Here is a 16334-nt window from a genome sequence, read left to right as displayed (position 1 = left end):
AACTACATAACGCGAGTCCCCCCTCGCTCCCGACCTGTCCTTTTGGAGGAGAGAGCCATGCGCAAGTTTCACACCGTCGATCGAAAGCGGGCCCTGCTCCTGGGCTCGGTTGCCCTGATCGCCCTCGTCGGTGCCGTGGCGGCGGTACGCGGCGGCGACCCAGCCCAGGCCCAAAGCGTCGTCGCGGCGGCCGCTCCGGCGGTTCCGGTAACGGTACAGACGGTGGCGTCCCGCCCGGTTCAGGTCTGGTCGTCGTTTTCCGGCCGGATGCGGGCGGTCGATTTCGCCGAAATTCGTCCCGAGGTCAGCGGCCGCATCACCTCGGTGCGGATCAGCGACGGTCAGACCGTCAAGGCCGGAGACGTTCTGTTCGTGATCGCGCCGGCTCCTTACGAAGCGGCGGTGGCGCGGGCCGAAGCCAATTTGGCCTCGGCGCGGACCAATGCCGCGTTTGCCCGGACCGAGTTGGACCGCGCGGTCAATCTGGTCAGAAATCAGGCGATCGCCCAGCGGCTGTATGACGAGCGCGCCAATGCCGACAAGGTCGCCGCCGCCGCGATTCTGGTCGCCGAGGCCGACCTGAAGCAGGCCCGGATCAATCTGGAGCACGCTTATGTGAAGGCACCGATTTCGGGGCGGGTCAGCCGCGCCGAAGTCACCTTGGGCAATCTGGTCCAAGCCGGGGCCGGAGCGCCGGTCTTGACATCGATCGTGTCGGACAACGGGATCTATGCCGACTTCCAGGTGGACGAACAGACCTACCTGAAAAGCATTCGCGGCCAGACCGCCAACCGGAGCGAAGAGCGCACCATTCCGGTTCAGGTGACGGTGCAGGGAGATGACTCCCATCCCTATGTCGGCACCATCGATAGCTTCGACAACCGGATTGATACCGCCTCGGGAACCATCCGGGCCAGGGCCCGCTTTGCCAATCGCGACGGCGCGCTGATGCCGGGGATGTTCGTCTCGGTCAAGGTCGGCAGCGGTGCCGCCAAGGAAGCCCTGCTGGTACAGGAACGGGCGATCGGCAACGACCAGAGCAAGCGGTTCGTCTATGTCGTCGGCCAAAACGACAAGGTGGCCTACCGCGAGGTTTCCCTGGGCGCTCAGGTCGATGACCAGCGGATCGTCCTGGGCGGCCTCACCCCCGGCGACCGGGTGATTGTCGATGGGCTTCAGCATATTCGCCCTGACGTCACCGTCGCGGTCAAGGAAGCCGCCCTGGCCGTGCCGAAACACGCTCTGGCGACCAATTTCACCAGCCGACCCTAAACAGCAGCCCGTGCCGGTTCCCCTGTGGCGGAACCGGCATCCCCCCGGCTCTCGACCCCTTGCGGATCAGACACGCCATGACTCTGTCCAAATTCTTCATTGATCGCCCGATTTTTGCTGGCGTGATCTCGATTGTTATCCTGCTCGCCGGGCTGGTTGCGATGGTCCAATTGCCGATTTCGGAATATCCCGAGATTGTGCCGCCATCGGTGGTCGTCAAAGCCCAATTCCCCGGCGCCAACCCGAAGGTGATCGCCCAGACCGTCGCCACCCCGCTGGAGGAGCAGATCAACGGCGTCGAGAACATGCTCTACATGTTCTCGCAGGCCGCCAGCGACGGCACCTTGACCCTGACCGTTACCTTCAAGCTCGGCACCGATGCCAATCTGGCCACCCAATTGGTGCAGAATCGGGTCAATCAGGCCTTGCCGCGCCTGCCCGAGGTAACCCGTCAATTGGGCGTGACCACAGTCAAAAGCTCGCCCGACCTGACGATGGTGGTCCACCTCACCTCGCCCAACGAACGCTACGACATGCTTTATCTGCGCAATTACGCGCTGCTGAACGTCAAGGATCAGTTGGCGAAGATTCAGGGGATCGGCAGCGTCAACATGTTCGGCTCGGGCGATTACGCGATGCGCATCTGGCTCGACCCGCAAAAGGTGGCCGAACGCGGCATGACCGCCGACGAGGTCGTTACCGCGATCCGCCGTCAGAACGTCCAGGTGTCGGCCGGTGTCATCGGCGCGCCGCCCTATGGCGACAGTGTCGAGTTGCAATTGCCGATCAATGCCGAAGGCCGCCTGACCGATGCCGAGCAATTCGGGGAAATCGTCATTCGGCGCGAGGCCGGAACCATCACCCGCCTGAAAGACGTCTCGCGGATCGAAATCGACGCCGCGCAATACGGCCTGCGCTCGCTGCTCGACAACAAGCCCGCCGTGGCGATCCCGGTGTTCCAAGCCCCCGGCTCCAACGCGATCGAGATTTCCAATCAGGTTCGCGCCACCATGGCCGAACTGAAGAAGCATTTCCCGGAAGGACTGGATTACCGGATCGTCTATGACCCCACCGTGTTCGTCCGTGGCTCGATCGAGGCGGTGGTGCATACCCTGCTCGAAGCGGTGGCGCTGGTCGTGCTGGTGGTGATCCTGTTCCTCCAGACCTGGCGGGCGTCGATCATCCCGCTGCTGGCAGTGCCGATCTCGATCGTCGGCACCTTCGCCGTGATGTATGCGTTCGGGTTCTCGATCAACGCCCTGTCGCTGTTCGGGCTGGTGCTGGCGATCGGCATCGTCGTCGATGACGCCATCGTCGTGGTCGAAAATGTCGAACGCAACATCGAGGCCGGGCTGTCGCCCCGCGACGCCACCTTGAAAGCGATGCGAGAAGTCACCGGCCCGATCATCGCCATCGCGCTGGTGCTGTGCGCGGTGTTCGTCCCCATCGCCTTCATCAGCGGATTGACCGGGCAGTTCTATCGCCAGTTCGCCCTGACCATCGCCTTTTCCACCGTCATCTCGGCCTTCAATTCCCTGACCCTATCGCCCGCGCTGTCGGCGATCCTGTTGCGCGGACACGATGCGCCGAAGGATTGGCTGACCCGTGGCATGGACCGGGTACTGGGCCGGTTCTTCCACGGCTTCAATCGCGTCTTCCAAGGCGGGTCGGTGCGCTATGGCCGCAGCGTCACCGCGATCCTGGGACGCAAATCGCTGGCGCTGGTGGTGTATGCCCTGCTGCTGGGGGCGACCTATCTCGGCTTCCAGCAGGTTCCGCCCGGCTTTGTCCCCACTCAGGACAAGCAATATCTGGTCAGCTTTGCCCAATTGCCCGATGGGGCGACGCTGGAGCGGACCGAAAGCGTGATCCGGGAAATGTCCGAGATCGCCTTGAAGGAGCCGGGGGTCGAAAGCGCGGTTTCGTTCCCCGGCCTGTCGATCAACGGCTTCATCAACAGCCCGTCGGCGGGCATCGTCTTCGTGATCCTGAAACCGTTCGAGGAACGACAGACGGCCGATCTGTCCGGCGCCGCGATCTCGCAGCGGCTTCAGCAAAAATATCTGGGGCTTCAAAACGCGTTCGTCGCGATCTTCCCGCCGCCGCCGGTCCAGGGACTGGGCACCATCGGCGGGTTCAAGCTTCAGATCGAGGACCGCACCGACCAGGGCTACGAAGCCCTCGACGCCGCCCTGAAAGCGGTTCAGGCCAAGGCGGCCCACGCCCCCGAACTGTCGCGAGTGTTCTCCAGCTACAAGATCAGCGCGCCTCAACTCTATGCCGATCTCGACCGGACTCGGGCCGCCCAGCTTGGCCTCGACGTCCAGGATGTGTTCGACACGATGCAGATTTATCTGGGGTCACTTTACATCAACGATTTCAATCGGTTCGGACGCACTTATCAGGTGATCGCTCAGGCCGACCGCCAGTTCCGCTCGAAGCCGGACGATATTCTCACCCTGCAAACCCGCAATTTCGAGGGACGGATGGTGCCGTTGGGCTCGGTCGTCCGCGTTTTGGAAACCACCGGCCCCGACAGTGCAATGCGTTACAACGCCTTTCGTTCGGCCGACCTCAACGGCGCCCCCGCTCCGGGCTATTCGACCGGGCAGGCCCAGATCGCGATCACCCAGATTTTGAACGACACCCTGCCCAAGGGGATGAGCTTTGAATGGACCGAGCTGACCTATCAGCAAATCCTGTCCGGCAACACGACGATGCTGGTGTTTCCCATCTGCGTTCTGCTGGTCTTCCTGGTGCTGGCCGCGCAGTACGAAAGCCTGTTCCTCCCCGCCGCGATCATTCTGATCGTCCCGATGTGCCTGTTGTCGGCGATCGCCGGGGTGTGGCTGACCGGCGGTGACAACAACATGTTTACCCAGATCGGTCTGTTCGTGCTGATTGGTCTGGCCTGCAAGAACGCGATTCTGATCGTCGAGTTCGCCCGTGAACTCGAGATCGGCGGATTGGCGACGCTACCCGCCGCGATCGAGGCGGCCCGGCTGCGGCTGCGTCCGATCCTGATGACCTCGATCGCCTTCATCATGGGGGTAGTGCCGCTGGTGCTGTCATCGGGCCCCGGTGCCGAGATGCGGCACGCGATGGGGATCGCGGTGTTCTTCGGAATGCTGGGGGTCACCGCATTCGGATTGGTCCTGACCCCGGTCTTCTACGTCCTCCTGCGGGCGCTGGAAAAGCGCGTCACCAGAACCGAAAAGGTGCACCACCATGTCTGATCGGATCCACGCGCCGCTGGCGATGCTGTTGACCGCCCTTGTGCTGGGCGGCTGCACCAGTCCGGTTGATCGTCAAGAGTCCGGGATCGCGACTCCGTCACTCTGGAATCGACTGACCGGAAGCCCGGCCCGGGGAACCGATCTCGGCGCCCCGCTGGCCTCGGCCCCGGAGGCCGAGGTCGAACAGGCCTGGTGGCATCATTTCAACGACCCGACGCTGGACGCGCTGATCGCCGAAGGGCTGGCCAACAACCGGACGCTTCAGATCGCCAAGGCCCGTGTCGAGGAAGCGCGGGCCCAGCGTGGCGTCGCCCAGGCGAAATTATGGCCGAATGTCGAGATCGTCGGCAGCAGCCAGCGCGCCAACCAGGGCACCGCCACCAACGGCAAGAGTATCAACAGCTCCGATATCGGTCTTCAGGCGACATGGGAACTGGACCTGTTCGGCCGCGCTCAGGCCCGGACCGCCGAAGCCACCGCCATCCTGGAGTCCGAAGAGGCCACCAGCCAGGGAGTCCGGGTCGGTCTGCTGGCCGATATCGCCCGCAGCTATTTCGATCTGCGCAACGCCCAGCGCCAGATCGACCTGACCCGCCAGAACCTTGAGACCCAGAAACAGACTCTCGACCTGATCAAGGTTCAGCAGCAGGGAGCGATGGCCAGCGATTTCGACGTTCAGCGGGCCGCCGCCCAGGTCTCGGCGACCGAAGCGATGGTCCCGGCCTGGGAAACCGCGCGCGACGTCGCCCTTAACCGCCTCGCGGTCTTGCTGGGGCACCCCCCGGCAGCCGCGACGCGGTGCTGGTCCCGACCCAAGACGCGCCCACGCCCGACCCCCGGATTGTGGTGGCGGCTCCGGCCAAGGTGCTGGCCAGCCGTCCCGACATCCGCGCCGCCGAGCGCCGCTACGCCGCCAGCCTGTCGGCCCGCGATGCCGCCAGCGCTGAATTGTTTCCCGATATCTCGCTGTCCGCCCTGTTCGGGATTCAGACCGCGACCCAATTGACGACCAATCCGTGGGGACTGGGCGTTCGTCTGGTCCAGCCGGTGCTGAATTTCGGCCGGATCGAATCCCAGATCGACGCCGCCGACGCCGTTCAGAAACAGGCGTTTCTGACCTATCAGCAAACGATTCTCAATGCGCTGGAGAACATGGAAAATGCCCTGTCCGGCTATGGTCACGAGTCGACGCGCAACCTTTCCCTGACCCGAGGCGTTGCCCAGAACCGCCGCGCCGTCGATCTCGCCCACAACCAATACGCCAACGGCTATACCGGCTTGCTCGACGTATTGGTCGCCCAACGGAATCTGCTGGAGGCCGAAGCCGCCCAAGCCACGTCTGACGCCGATCTGCGCCGTGGCCTTGTCAGTATCTATGCCGCCGCCGGAGGCGGCTGGCGTGAGGACATCACGACCCCATAATTCCAAGCTGCACAGATCGGCGGGCGGAGATCGAAGAAACCCTTGCCTCCAGCGCCATGGGGCGCGCGCCAAAATCCCGGCGAGATGAAACTATCTCGCCGGGATTCGGTTAGTGCCGTGACACGAAACGGTCGTAGGCGATCAGGAGGGGGATGGCACCCCGGTCCATTCATAGACCTCCTGCGGCTTGGCCGCGCAGCAGCAGGAAGCCCCCGCCTTGCCACACGTACCGCCCTGCTCGCTCCGCCGCACCTTGCCCTTCGCTACCCATTGGTCGAGAACCTGCCGAGCCGCTTCGGGCGAGGATTCGAAATGAACGGCAATATCGCCAAGCGACACCTGCCCGCTTTCGGCCAGATAATCGCGCACGGACCGCATCGTCAGCATCGGACGCCCTCCTATTCCGCCGCAGCCATGGTCAAGCGGCGGACCTGACGCCGCCCCGCCAACCACATCAACGTGATCCCGGCCGTGATCGTCACCCCGCACCCGACCAGCCAGCCCGTCGCGGTCACCGGATCGCGCGCGAAGGTCGCCGCCTGATAGAACGCGACCGCCGAGACATAGCCCAGTGTCGTCGTCCAGACGGCGGCGAACGCCGTCCACGCCCCGCCGGATTCGTGGCGGATCGCGCCCGAGGCGGCAATGCACGGGGTGTACAGCAGGATCAGCAGCATGTAGGCAAAAGCACCGGCGACACCGTCAAAGCGGGCGACCATCGCCCCGAACACGCTGCCGGTGACCTTCAGTTCGGTGGCGGCGGCTTCGGAATCGCCGACATAGGAAATGTTGATGCCCAGCGGATCGGCGAGCGAATCCGCGACCTTGGCCAGCTTGTGCGGAATGGTCATCACCGCGCCTTCAAGCTTCTCGGCCAGGGTCGGGGCCGGCGGCGCCTCGGCCGGGGCGGCCTGATCGCCGTCGATCTGGGAATAGAGCGCGTTCAGAGTTCCGACAATCGCTTCCTTCGCGAAAATGCCGGTGAACAGCCCCACCGCGGCAGGCCAATTCTCGTCGTTCAAGCCAATCGGATGGAACAACGGGGTAATCACCTGACTGGCCGAGGCCAGCACGGACTCGCGGGTGTTTTCTTTGCCAAAGCTACCGTCGGTTCCCATCGTGTTGAAGAAGCTGAGGATCATCACCATCGGCACGATGATGCGGCCGGCCCGGAAGATGAACTCGCGCAGGCGCTGCCACGCCTGGATCACGATGCCGCGCAGGGTCGGCATATGATAGGGCGGCAATTCCATCACGAAGCGGGTCGGCTCGCCCGGCAACAGGGTCGATTTCAGCAACAGCCCGGTCATCACCGCAAAGACCAGTCCCAGCAGATACAGCCCGAACACCACGTTCTGACCGTTCTCGGGGAAGAACGCGGCGGCAAACAGGGCAAACACCGGCAGACGGGCCCCGCACGACATGAACGGCGCCATCATGATCGTCAAGATACGGTCGCGACGGCTTTCCAGGGTGCGGGTCGCCATGATCGCGGGGACATTGCAGCCAAAGCCGACGATCAGGGGCACGAACGACTTGCCGGGCAAGCCGATCGAGCGCATCGCCCGATCCATCACAAACGCGGCGCGGGCCATATAGCCCGAATCTTCCAGGAACGACAGGAACAGGAACAGGCAGGCGATCACCGGGACAAAGGTTGCCACCGTCTGAATACCGCTGCCCAGACCCTTGGCCAGGGCGATCACCAGATCGGGGGTTCCGATCGCGGCCAGCCCCTCCGACACCTCGTCAACCAGCACCGCGGCGAAGGTCTGATCGAAGAAATCGATGAAGGAGCCGCCGATATTGATGGTGAACAGGAACATCAGATACATCGCGAACAGGAAGACCGGCACGCCGAGATAGCGGTTCAGCACCACCTGATCGATCCGGGCCGACAGGGTCTTCGACATCCGCCGCTTGCGCGTGACCGCCGCCGCCATGATTTCGGCGACAAAGGCAAAGCGCCCATCGGCAATGATGATGTCGGCTTCGTCGCCGCACGCATCCTCGATCGCGGTCCGATGCCCGATCACCTCGCCATCCAGCTTGCCCCCGGCCAGGGCTTCGGCGAAGGCATCGCCTTCGATCAGCTTCAACGCCGCCCAGGACGGATCGACCTTGCGCGCCGCCGCCGCCTCTGCCAGCGATTTGGACAGCTCGTTCACCGCCTGCGCCACCGCCGCGCTCTGCCCCGGGCGGGCTTGGGGAATCCGCTTGGCGTCGATTGCGCGGGCAATCGCCCCCTTCAGATCGGCGATGCCTTTCTGACGGCTGGCGATCAGCGGCACCACCGGGCAATCCAGCACCCGCGACAGCGCCGCCAGATCGACGGTGATGCCGTGGCGGGCGGCAATGTCCATCATGTTGACCGCCACCACGACCGGCACCCGCATTTCTAACAATTGGGCGGTGAGGTACAGGTTGCGTTCGAGATTGCAGCCATCGACGATATTGACGACCAGTTCCGGCTCGCCGGACAGGATGTAATCGCGGGCAACCCGCTCATCCTCCGACCCTTGGGTCACTCCGCCGACCATATAGACGCCGGGCAGATCGACCAGGGTGTAGGTGAGACCGTCGAAACGATAGGACCCCACCTTCTTTTCAACCGTCACCCCCGGCCAATTGCCGACTTTCTGGGTCGAGCCGGTCAAGGCGTTGAACAAGGTGGTCTTGCCGCAATTGGGATTGCCGGCAATGGCGATCACATGATCCATGCTTATGCCCTCTCGACCTTAAGAATTGCCGCCTCGTTGCGGCGCAGGGTCAGGGTGAAATCCCGCACCGAGATTTCCACCGGGTCGCCCAGGGGCGCGACCCGCGTCACCCGGAACGACACGCCGGGGGTCAGCCCCATCGCCAGAAGTCTCTGACGGTAGTCGCGATCACCGTGGGCAAAGCCGGTGATTCGAGCGGAATCGCCCGGTTTCAGATCCTGGACGCTGATGTCCATTTTTCAAACTCCCCTGGTCGGCGGCAGCCTTTAGAATGCAAATGATGTTGCGAGTCACACTCATCTTGGCGCGAGGGTATTCCGCAAAGTTTGCAGGGTCAAGACGGTTGCGGGTGCGGCTCACTCGCAATTTTATCGCACGATCGACACTCGCCGCCGACCGAGCGATGATGTCGGGCCGAGAGGATCAAAGAGGGGGAAACGCTATGCGCGCGATTGCAATCGGACTAGCCGCTGTGGCTCTGGCTGCGGCACCGGCGGCGGGGCAGGCCCAGGACCTGCGGGAATTGGTGACAATGCCGCCCCAAGTTCAAGAAAGCCTGCTGATGAACATGCAAGACCATCTGGTCGCGCTGGACACGATCATCTCGCACGTCGCGTCCGAGCGCTTTACCGAAGCGGCCCGGGTCGCCGACCAACGGCTGCGCTTTAGCAATCCCGAGGGGGAAGCGGCGATCACCGACTGGTTCCCCCCCGAAATGCTGGGGGCAAAGGATGCGCTGCGGGCCGCCGCAACCCGGTTCGCGAACGCGGCGAAAAAAAGCCGACCACGCCCGAGATTACGCCAGCATGCGCGAAGTCGCCTGGGCGATCAGCGACATCACTGTCGCCTGCACCGGCTGTCACGGACATTATCGGATCAGATAAAAAAGCGCTCCGCGCTCAGAGCGCCGTGCCTCAAATATGAGACACGGCGCTCAGGCTTTATCATTGCCCCTCGCCGGGCGCGGGCATCCGCCCGCTTGGCCGCGGCCGCAATGGCCGCTGATCGCGCATGCGTCACATTTGACGCACGCGGCTAATGCGCCTCGTCCCAACTGGGGGCGGCGGCGGCTTCGACCAGCAGCGGCACCGACAGGCAGGCCGCTCCTTCCATCACCCGACGGACCACGGCAATCGTCGCCTCGGCTTCGGCCTCGGGCGCTTCCAGCACCAGTTCGTCATGGACCTGGAGCAGCAGCCGCGCCGTCATCCCGGCCTCGACCAGCGCGGCGGGCAGACGGACCATCGCCCGCTTGATGATATCGGCGGCCCCGCCCTGGATCGGTCCGTTGATCGCGGCGCGCTCGGCAAAGGCACGGGCGGCCCCGTTCTTGTCCTTGATCCCCGGCGTGAAGACCTTGCGGCCGAACGGGGTGCGGACAAAGCCATGGGTCCGGGCTTCTTCCTTGGTCTGCTCCATGAAGGCGCGGATTTCGGGATAGCGGCCGAAATAGGCCTCGATATAGGCCTTGGCCTCGCCCTGGGGAATCCCCAGTTGCGCCGCCAGCCCGAACGGGCTGATCCCATAGATGATGCCGAAATTGATCGCCTTGGCGCGGCGGCGCAGCGACGAATCCACCGCCTCCAACGGCACCCCGAACACCTGGGACGCGGTGATGGCGTGGATGTCGCGGCCCTCGGCAAAGGCGGTGCGCAGCCCTTCGATCCCGGCGACATGGGCGACCAGTCGCAACTCAATCTGGGAATAATCGGCCGAGATCAGGCAGAAGCCCGGTTCGGCGATGAAGGCACGGCGGATCTTGCGCCCTTCCTCGGTCCGGATCGGGATGTTCTGGAGATTGGGATCGGACGAGGACAGCCGCCCGGTGGTGGTCGCCGCCAGCGAGAAGCTGGTATGAACCCGCCCGGTCGCCGGATTGATCTGGGCAACCAGGGCATCGGTGTAGGTGCTTTTCAGCTTGGCAAGCTGACGCCAGTCGAGCAGCCGGGCCGGGAGCGGATGCAGCGGCGCCAGTTCTTCCAGGATGTCTGCCCCGGTGGCCCATTGCCCGGTCTTGGTCTTCTTGCCGCCGGGCAGGTTCAACGTCTCGAACAGCACCTTGCCCAATTGCTGGGGCGACGCCAGATTGAACGCCTCGCCGCCGTTGAGCGCGATCACCTCGGCTTCAAGATCGGCGAGACGGCGGCCGAAATCCTCGGACAGCGCCTGAAGGAACGCACGGTCGACCTTCAGCCCGGCCCGCTCCATCGCGACGATCACCGGAATCAGCGGCCGTTCCAGCGTCTCATAGACTTCAACCATTTTCTCAGCCAGCAGGCGCGGCTTCAGAAGCTGGTGGAGCCGGAGCGTCACATCGGCATCCTCGGCGGCGTAATCCCGAGCCTTTTCAAGGGGAACCCGGTCAAAGGTGATCTGAGACTTGCCGGTCCCGCACACCTCCGAGAAGCTGATATTGGTGTGACCGAGATGCAATTGTGCCAGTTCGTCCAGGCCGTGACCGTGGCTGGCCCCGTCCAGCACGTAGGACAGCAGCATGGTGTCGTCGATCGGAGTAACCGGCACCCCCAGACTGGCCAGCACCTGCATGTCGTATTTGATGTTATGGCCGACCTTCAGCACCGAAGGATCGGCCAGCAGCGGAGCCAGCCGAGCCAGAATCTGGTCGGCCGGGATCGGCTTTGGCCCAGCACTCTCGGCCGAAGCATCGCCGAAATCGAGGCTGCCCTGCGCCGCTGGCGGATTGTGGATCACCGGGATGTAGCAGGCCCGGCCGGGCGCCACCGCCAGCGAAACGCCGACCAGACGGGCGCGCATCGAATCGAGCGAATCCGTCTCGGTGTCAAAGCCGATAATTCCGGCCTCGATCGCCGCCGCGATCCAGCGATCGAGCGTGTCCAGATCGAGCACCAGTTCGTACTGATCGCGGCTAAATCCCGCCGGAGCCGGGGCCGCTTCCGCTGCGCTCGCCGAGACCGGGACCGAGGCGACGGGCGGACGCGGCGGAGCCTTGAGGTCGAGCCGGTTGATCAGCGAGCGAAAGCCCTGCTCGGCGAGGAAGGCGGCCAGACGCTCGGGCACCAGCGCCCGCACTGCCAGCGCAGAGACCGGCTCGGGCAAATCCATGTCGTCGCGCAATTTGACCAGATCGCGCGACAGACGCGCCATCGCGGCATTGTCGATCAGGGTCTGGCGACGCTTGGGCTGCTTGATCTCGCCGGCGCGGGCCAGCAACGTCTCAAGATCGCCATATTCCCCAATCAATTGGGCGGCGGTCTTGATCCCGATCCCCGGCACGCCCGGCACATTATCGGCGGCATCGCCGCACAATGCCTGGACATCAACCACCCGCTCCGGCCCGACGCCGAACTTCTCGAACACTTCGTCCGGGCCGATGGTGCGGTTCTTCATCGGATCGAACATCGCGACCCGGTCGCCGACCAACTGCATCAGATCCTTGTCGGACGAGACGATCGTGACCGTGGCCCCCTGAAGGGTCGCGGCGCGGGCATAGGCGGCGATCAGATCGTCGGCCTCGAATCCTTCCATCTCGATACAGGCAACATCGAACGCCCGCACCGCCTCGCGCACCAGTGGAAATTGCGGCACCAATTCCTCGGGCGGCGGCGGACGGTGCGCCTTGTATTCCGGATACAGATCGGTGCGGAAGGTCTTGCGCGAACTGTCGAAAATCACCGCGATGTGATCGGCCGCGCTGTCGTTCAACAGCTTCAGCAGCATCGTGGTGAAACCATAGACGGCATTGACCGGGGTTCCGTCGCTCCGCGTCATCGGCGGCAGGCCGTGGAAGGCGCGGAAGATGAAGCCGGACCCGTCGATCAGAACGAGGTGGCGCAGGCTGGCGGCAGACTCAGTCACCGCGCTCAATGCCCCTGGCCGGACGAGGCACCCTCGGCCAGGACGAATTCGCGCGAGCAATAGGGACAAACCGCGCTGCCACCCTGGGGGATGTCGAGGAAGACGCGGGGATGGCCCAGGTCGGACGCGACGTCGCCATCGCAGGCAACCGGAGTGGAAGAAACGGTGACGGCCTCGGTCAACGAGGTGGATTCACGGGCAAGCATGTCAGGAGACCCCGATATCGGTCGGTGGACAGGAACCTAGCCCGAATGATACCCATTGATGGCCATGGTTCAAACAAACTCTCAATCCGCCGCCCCCGTCCCCGCTTTGCCCGACGCCGCGCTCAGCGCCGACGGGCTGGTCAAGGTCTATCGCGGCGGCAAGCGGGCGCTGGACGGCATCTCGCTGTCGGTGCCGCGCGGCTCGTTCTTCGGCCTGCTTGGCCCCAACGGCGCGGGCAAAAGCACCTTCATCAACATCCTGGCCGGGCTGGTGCTGAAAAGCAGCGGAAGCGTCCGGGTGTGGGACCGCGATATCGACCGCGACCCGCGCGGAGCCAAGGCCGCGATCGGGGTGGTGCCGCAGGAACTGAACCTCGACGCCTTTTTTACCCCACGCGAATTGCTCGACGTCCAGGCCGGGATGTACGGGGTACCGAAATCCGAACGCCGCACGATGGAGATTTTGGACATCGTCGGGCTGGCCGACAAGGCGGATTCCTATGCCCGCACTTTGTCGGGCGGGATGCGCCGTCGCCTGCTGGTGGCGAAGGCGATGGTCCACAATCCGCCGATCCTGGTGCTGGACGAACCGACCGCCGGGGTCGATATCGAACTGCGTCAGCATCTGTGGGAAGCGATTCGCGGGATGAACGAGCGGGGGACGACGATCCTGCTCACCACCCATTATCTCGAAGAAGCCGAGCAATTGTGCGACCAGATCGCGATCATCAATCAGGGTCGTCTCGCCGCGCTCGACACCACCGCCAACCTGTTGAAGCGGATCGACGGCAAGGCGCTGCTGGTCACGCTCGACCGCGACCTCGACACGATCCCGCCGGAACTGGCTCCGTTTGCGCCCGAATTGCGCGCCCCGCGCCAGATCGTGATCCGCTATCGTCCCTCGGCCATTCCGGTCGGCCGCATCCTCGATGCCATCGCCGCCGCCCGTCTGACAATCGCCGATCTGTCAACCGAAGAGACCGACCTTGAGGACATCTTCCTGCAACTGACCTCGTCGCGTCCGGTCCAGGGCTAAAGAAACAATTACTCGGGTAACCCCGCACTCGACCCTGTGCCCGATACGGGATAGGGTGTGGCCTGGAGGGATCGGATACCCTCCGTAAGGGAGGCGGCGATGCGGGTGCTGTTTACTTCTTCGGAAGTCTTTCCACTGGTCAAGACCGGCGGGTTGGCTGATGTCTCCTCCGCCCTGCCGATTGCGCTGGCCGAGGCTGGACATGATGTCCGCATTCTGATGCCCGGCTATCCCGCCGCGCTGGCAGGAATTGTAGACCGGCGCGAACTGACCCGGCTGGGCGACCCGCTGGGCGTCGATGGCGAGGCCGTGCTGATCGAAGGGCGGATGCCTGGATCGGGATTGACGGTGTGGCTGCTTGATTGCCCGGTTCTGTTCGACCGCGTCGGCGGTCCCTATTCGGATTCCCAAGGCCGCGACTGGCCCGATAACGGCCTGCGCTTTGGCCTGCTGTCCTGGGCAGCGGCGCTGTTGGCGACCGAGGCCAGCCCCGTCGCCTGGCGCCCCCAAATTCTGCATTGTAACGACTGGCAAACCGGCCTTGCCCCGGCGTGGCTGAAGGCATGGGGATCGGCCAACCGGGCCGGGACGGTGTTTACCATCCACAACATCGCCTATCAGGGCCGGTTCGCCCCCGATCTCGTCACCCGCCTGGGCCTGCCGCCCGAGATGTATGGGATCGACGGGTTCGAATATTATGACAACCTGTCCTTCCTGAAGGCGGGGCTGTTCTATAGCGACCGCCTGACCACGGTCAGCCCGCGTTATGCCCGCGAGATTCAAACCCCGGCCTTCGGTTATGGGATGGAAGGCTTGCTGGCCACCCGCGCCACCGATCTGACCGGCATTCTGAACGGGGCGGATTATCAGGTGTGGGATTCGGCCACCGATTCCCATCTCGCCCATCCCTTCCCGCGCGGCGACGGGGCAGGCAAGGCCGCGAACAAGGCCGCCCTGCTGGCCGAACTGGGGATGCCCCCTCGTCCCGGCGCACCGCTGCTGGTGGTCGTCACCCGCCTGACCGAGCAAAAGGGCATGGATCTGCTGCTGGCGGTGCTGCCAGCGATCCTTGGCCTGGGCGCTCAGGTCGCGGTGCTGGGCACTGGTGACCGCGATCTGGAAGAGGCGTTCAAGGCCGCCGCCGCCGCCCACCCCGATCAGGTGGCGGTGCGGATCGGCTATTCCGAGCAATTGGCTCACCGGCTGATGGCGGGCGGCGACATGCTGCTGATCCCCTCGCGCTTTGAACCGTGCGGGCTGACCCAGTTCTACGCGTTCCGCTACGGCACCGTTCCGATCGGTCATGTCACCGGCGGACTGGCCGATACCCTGATCGATACCAGCTATGATTCGCTGATGACCGGCACCGCCAATGCCTTTGTATTCGAACATTCGAACGCCGGGGCGTTCCAGTGGGCAATCGAACGGGCGGTCGCGTTGTTCGCCGATTCCGACCGCTGGCGGCGGATCGTCGAAGCCGGTCTGAGCCAGGATTTCAGTTGGGGCCGTTCGGCCGAGCGCTATCAGGCTCTCTATACCGACCTGATCGCCGCCCGGAAGGCCCTGTCGGCATGAGGTCGGACGTCTCGCTGGTCGCCGATATCGGGGGGACCCACGCCCGCTTTGCCCTTGTCACCGAAACCGGATTGGTCCGGCCGGAAACCTATCGCTGTGCCGATTATGCCGGTCCGGCCGAAGCGGCCAAGGCCTATCTGACCGACCTTGGCGGCGATGCCGTCCCGGTACGGGGTGCATTTGCCGTCGCCTCGGTGTTGGGCGGCGACCGGGTCGCGATGACCAACTCGCCCTGGACCTTCTCGATTGAGGAGACCCGTCAGGCACTCGGCCTCTCCCGCTTGGAGGTCATCAACGATTTCACCGCCGTCGCTCTTGCGGTCCCGCATCTTGAGCCGGACCATCTGGTAACGCTCGGCGGCGGAACCGCCCTGCCCCTCCGCACCATCGCGGTGTTGGGGCCGGGAACCGGGTTGGGCGTTTCGGCCCTGGTGCCCTGCGGTTCGTCCTGGTATCCGCTCGAAGCCGAAGGCGGTCACGTCACCATGGCCGCCGCCAATGCCCGCGAGGCGGCAATTCTCGACTGGCTACGGCAACGGTTCGACCATGTTTCAGCCGAGCGTCTGCTGTCGGGTCAGGGGCTGGTCAATCTCTATCAGGCGCTGTCGGCGCTATCGGGCCATCAGGCGGTGTACAGCACTCCCGACGTCATCTCCGGCCACGGCCTGGATGGGTCGTGCCCGATCTGTCGCGAAACAATCGACACCTTCTTCGCGATGCTGGGCACCGTCGCCGGAAATCTGGCTTTGACCGTTGGAGCCTTGGGCGGGGTTTATCTGGCCGGAGGCATCCTGCCCCGGATGGCCGAGGCGTTTCGGCATTCCGGCTTCCGCGCCCGCTTCGAGGCGCATGGCCGGTTCCAGCCCTATCTGGCGGCAATCCCGACCCGGCTGATTATCCATCCCCTGCCCGCGTTCGTCGGTCTGGCCGCGCGGGTACGGTCGGACGACGTAGCCTGAAACGGCAGACTGTCGCCGCAGTCTGCCGCGTTCAGACGGCGCTTGGACTCATACCGGCCAACCATCAATTT

Annotated in this window: 12 protein-coding genes and 1 pseudogene; 8 read left to right on the top strand and 5 right to left on the bottom strand. The window is 64.3% G+C overall.

What is annotated here, in order from left to right:
• The first annotated feature begins 57 nt into the window (after positions 1–57).
• The 4 genes and pseudogenes from K678_RS11800 (at position 58) to K678_RS19520 (ending at position 5930) form a co-directional block, all read left to right on the top strand.
• Positions 58–1272 carry an efflux RND transporter periplasmic adaptor subunit gene (locus K678_RS11800; protein WP_021132684.1) on the top strand — a complete coding sequence of 405 codons (1215 nt, stop codon included), beginning with the start codon at positions 58–60 and terminating at the stop codon, positions 1270–1272.
• Between the two features lie 77 nt (positions 1273–1349).
• Positions 1350–4508, top strand: a complete 3159-nt coding sequence (locus tag K678_RS11795) for an efflux RND transporter permease subunit (RefSeq protein WP_021132683.1) — start codon at positions 1350–1352, stop codon at positions 4506–4508.
• Positions 4501–5223, top strand: a pseudogene (locus K678_RS11790) (TolC family protein); the annotation flags it as partial. The gene K678_RS11795 and the pseudogene K678_RS11790, both read left to right, overlap by 8 nt.
• Before the next feature lie 149 nt (positions 5224–5372).
• Complete coding sequence (locus tag K678_RS19520) at positions 5373–5930, top strand: TolC family protein (RefSeq protein WP_231376251.1); 558 nt, start codon at positions 5373–5375, stop codon at positions 5928–5930.
• Positions 5931–6071: 141 nt separating this feature from the next.
• On the opposite strand, the gene K678_RS11785 is transcribed toward K678_RS19520, so the two are convergent.
• The 3 genes from K678_RS11785 to K678_RS11775 are packed head-to-tail and all read right to left on the bottom strand — an operon-like array spanning position 6072 to position 8886.
• The gene (locus K678_RS11785) at positions 6072–6317 is read right to left on the bottom strand and encodes a FeoC-like transcriptional regulator (protein ID WP_021132682.1); all 246 of its coding nucleotides are present in this window, start codon (positions 6315–6317) and stop codon (positions 6072–6074) included.
• An 11-nt stretch (positions 6318–6328) separates the two neighbouring features.
• Positions 6329–8650 carry a Fe(2+) transporter permease subunit FeoB gene (gene feoB / locus K678_RS11780; RefSeq protein WP_021132681.1) on the bottom strand — a complete coding sequence of 774 codons (2322 nt, stop codon included), beginning with the start codon at positions 8648–8650 and terminating at the stop codon, positions 6329–6331.
• A 2-nt stretch (positions 8651–8652) separates the two neighbouring features.
• Positions 8653–8886, bottom strand: coding sequence for a FeoA family protein (locus K678_RS11775; protein ID WP_021132680.1), 234 nt, complete (start codon positions 8884–8886; stop codon positions 8653–8655).
• A gap of 206 nt (positions 8887–9092) precedes the next feature.
• Between K678_RS11775 and K678_RS17805 the strand changes: the two genes are divergently transcribed.
• A complete protein-coding gene (locus tag K678_RS17805; protein WP_021132679.1) occupies positions 9093–9689 on the top strand; it encodes a hypothetical protein in 597 nt (198 codons plus the stop codon).
• On the opposite strand, the gene polA is transcribed toward K678_RS17805, so the two are convergent.
• Together polA and K678_RS11760 are read right to left on the bottom strand one after the other, a co-directional pair.
• The gene (gene polA, locus K678_RS11765) at positions 9686–12496 is read right to left on the bottom strand and encodes a DNA polymerase I (protein ID WP_021132678.1); all 2811 of its coding nucleotides are present in this window, start codon (positions 12494–12496) and stop codon (positions 9686–9688) included. The genes K678_RS17805 and polA overlap by 4 nt on opposite strands.
• The gene (locus K678_RS11760; RefSeq protein WP_021132677.1) at positions 12493–12693 is read right to left on the bottom strand and encodes a zinc-finger domain-containing protein; all 201 of its coding nucleotides are present in this window, start codon (positions 12691–12693) and stop codon (positions 12493–12495) included. Before K678_RS11760 ends, polA begins: the two co-directional genes overlap by 4 nt.
• Positions 12694–12751: 58 nt before the next feature.
• On the opposite strand from K678_RS11760, the gene K678_RS11755 reads away from it, so the two are divergent.
• The 3 genes from K678_RS11755 (at position 12752) to glk (ending at position 16263) form a co-directional block, all read left to right on the top strand.
• On the top strand, positions 12752–13729 hold the full coding sequence (locus tag K678_RS11755) for an ABC transporter ATP-binding protein (protein WP_021132676.1): 978 nt from the start codon (positions 12752–12754) through the stop codon (positions 13727–13729).
• Between the two features lie 99 nt (positions 13730–13828).
• Positions 13829–15304, top strand: a complete 1476-nt coding sequence (gene glgA, locus K678_RS11750) for a glycogen synthase GlgA (protein WP_021132675.1) — start codon at positions 13829–13831, stop codon at positions 15302–15304.
• Entirely contained in the window at positions 15301–16263 is a 963-nt protein-coding gene (glk, locus tag K678_RS11745) for a glucokinase (protein ID WP_021132674.1), read from the top strand. Before glgA ends, glk begins: the two co-directional genes overlap by 4 nt.
• Positions 16264–16334: the final 71 nt, after the last annotated feature.

This window comes from Magnetospirillum fulvum MGU-K5, assembly GCF_000442515.1.
In the GTDB taxonomy this organism is placed as follows: Bacteria; Pseudomonadota; Alphaproteobacteria; order Rhodospirillales; family Magnetospirillaceae; genus Phaeospirillum; species Phaeospirillum fulvum_B.
This window is presented reverse-complemented; position numbering and strand designations above follow the sequence as displayed.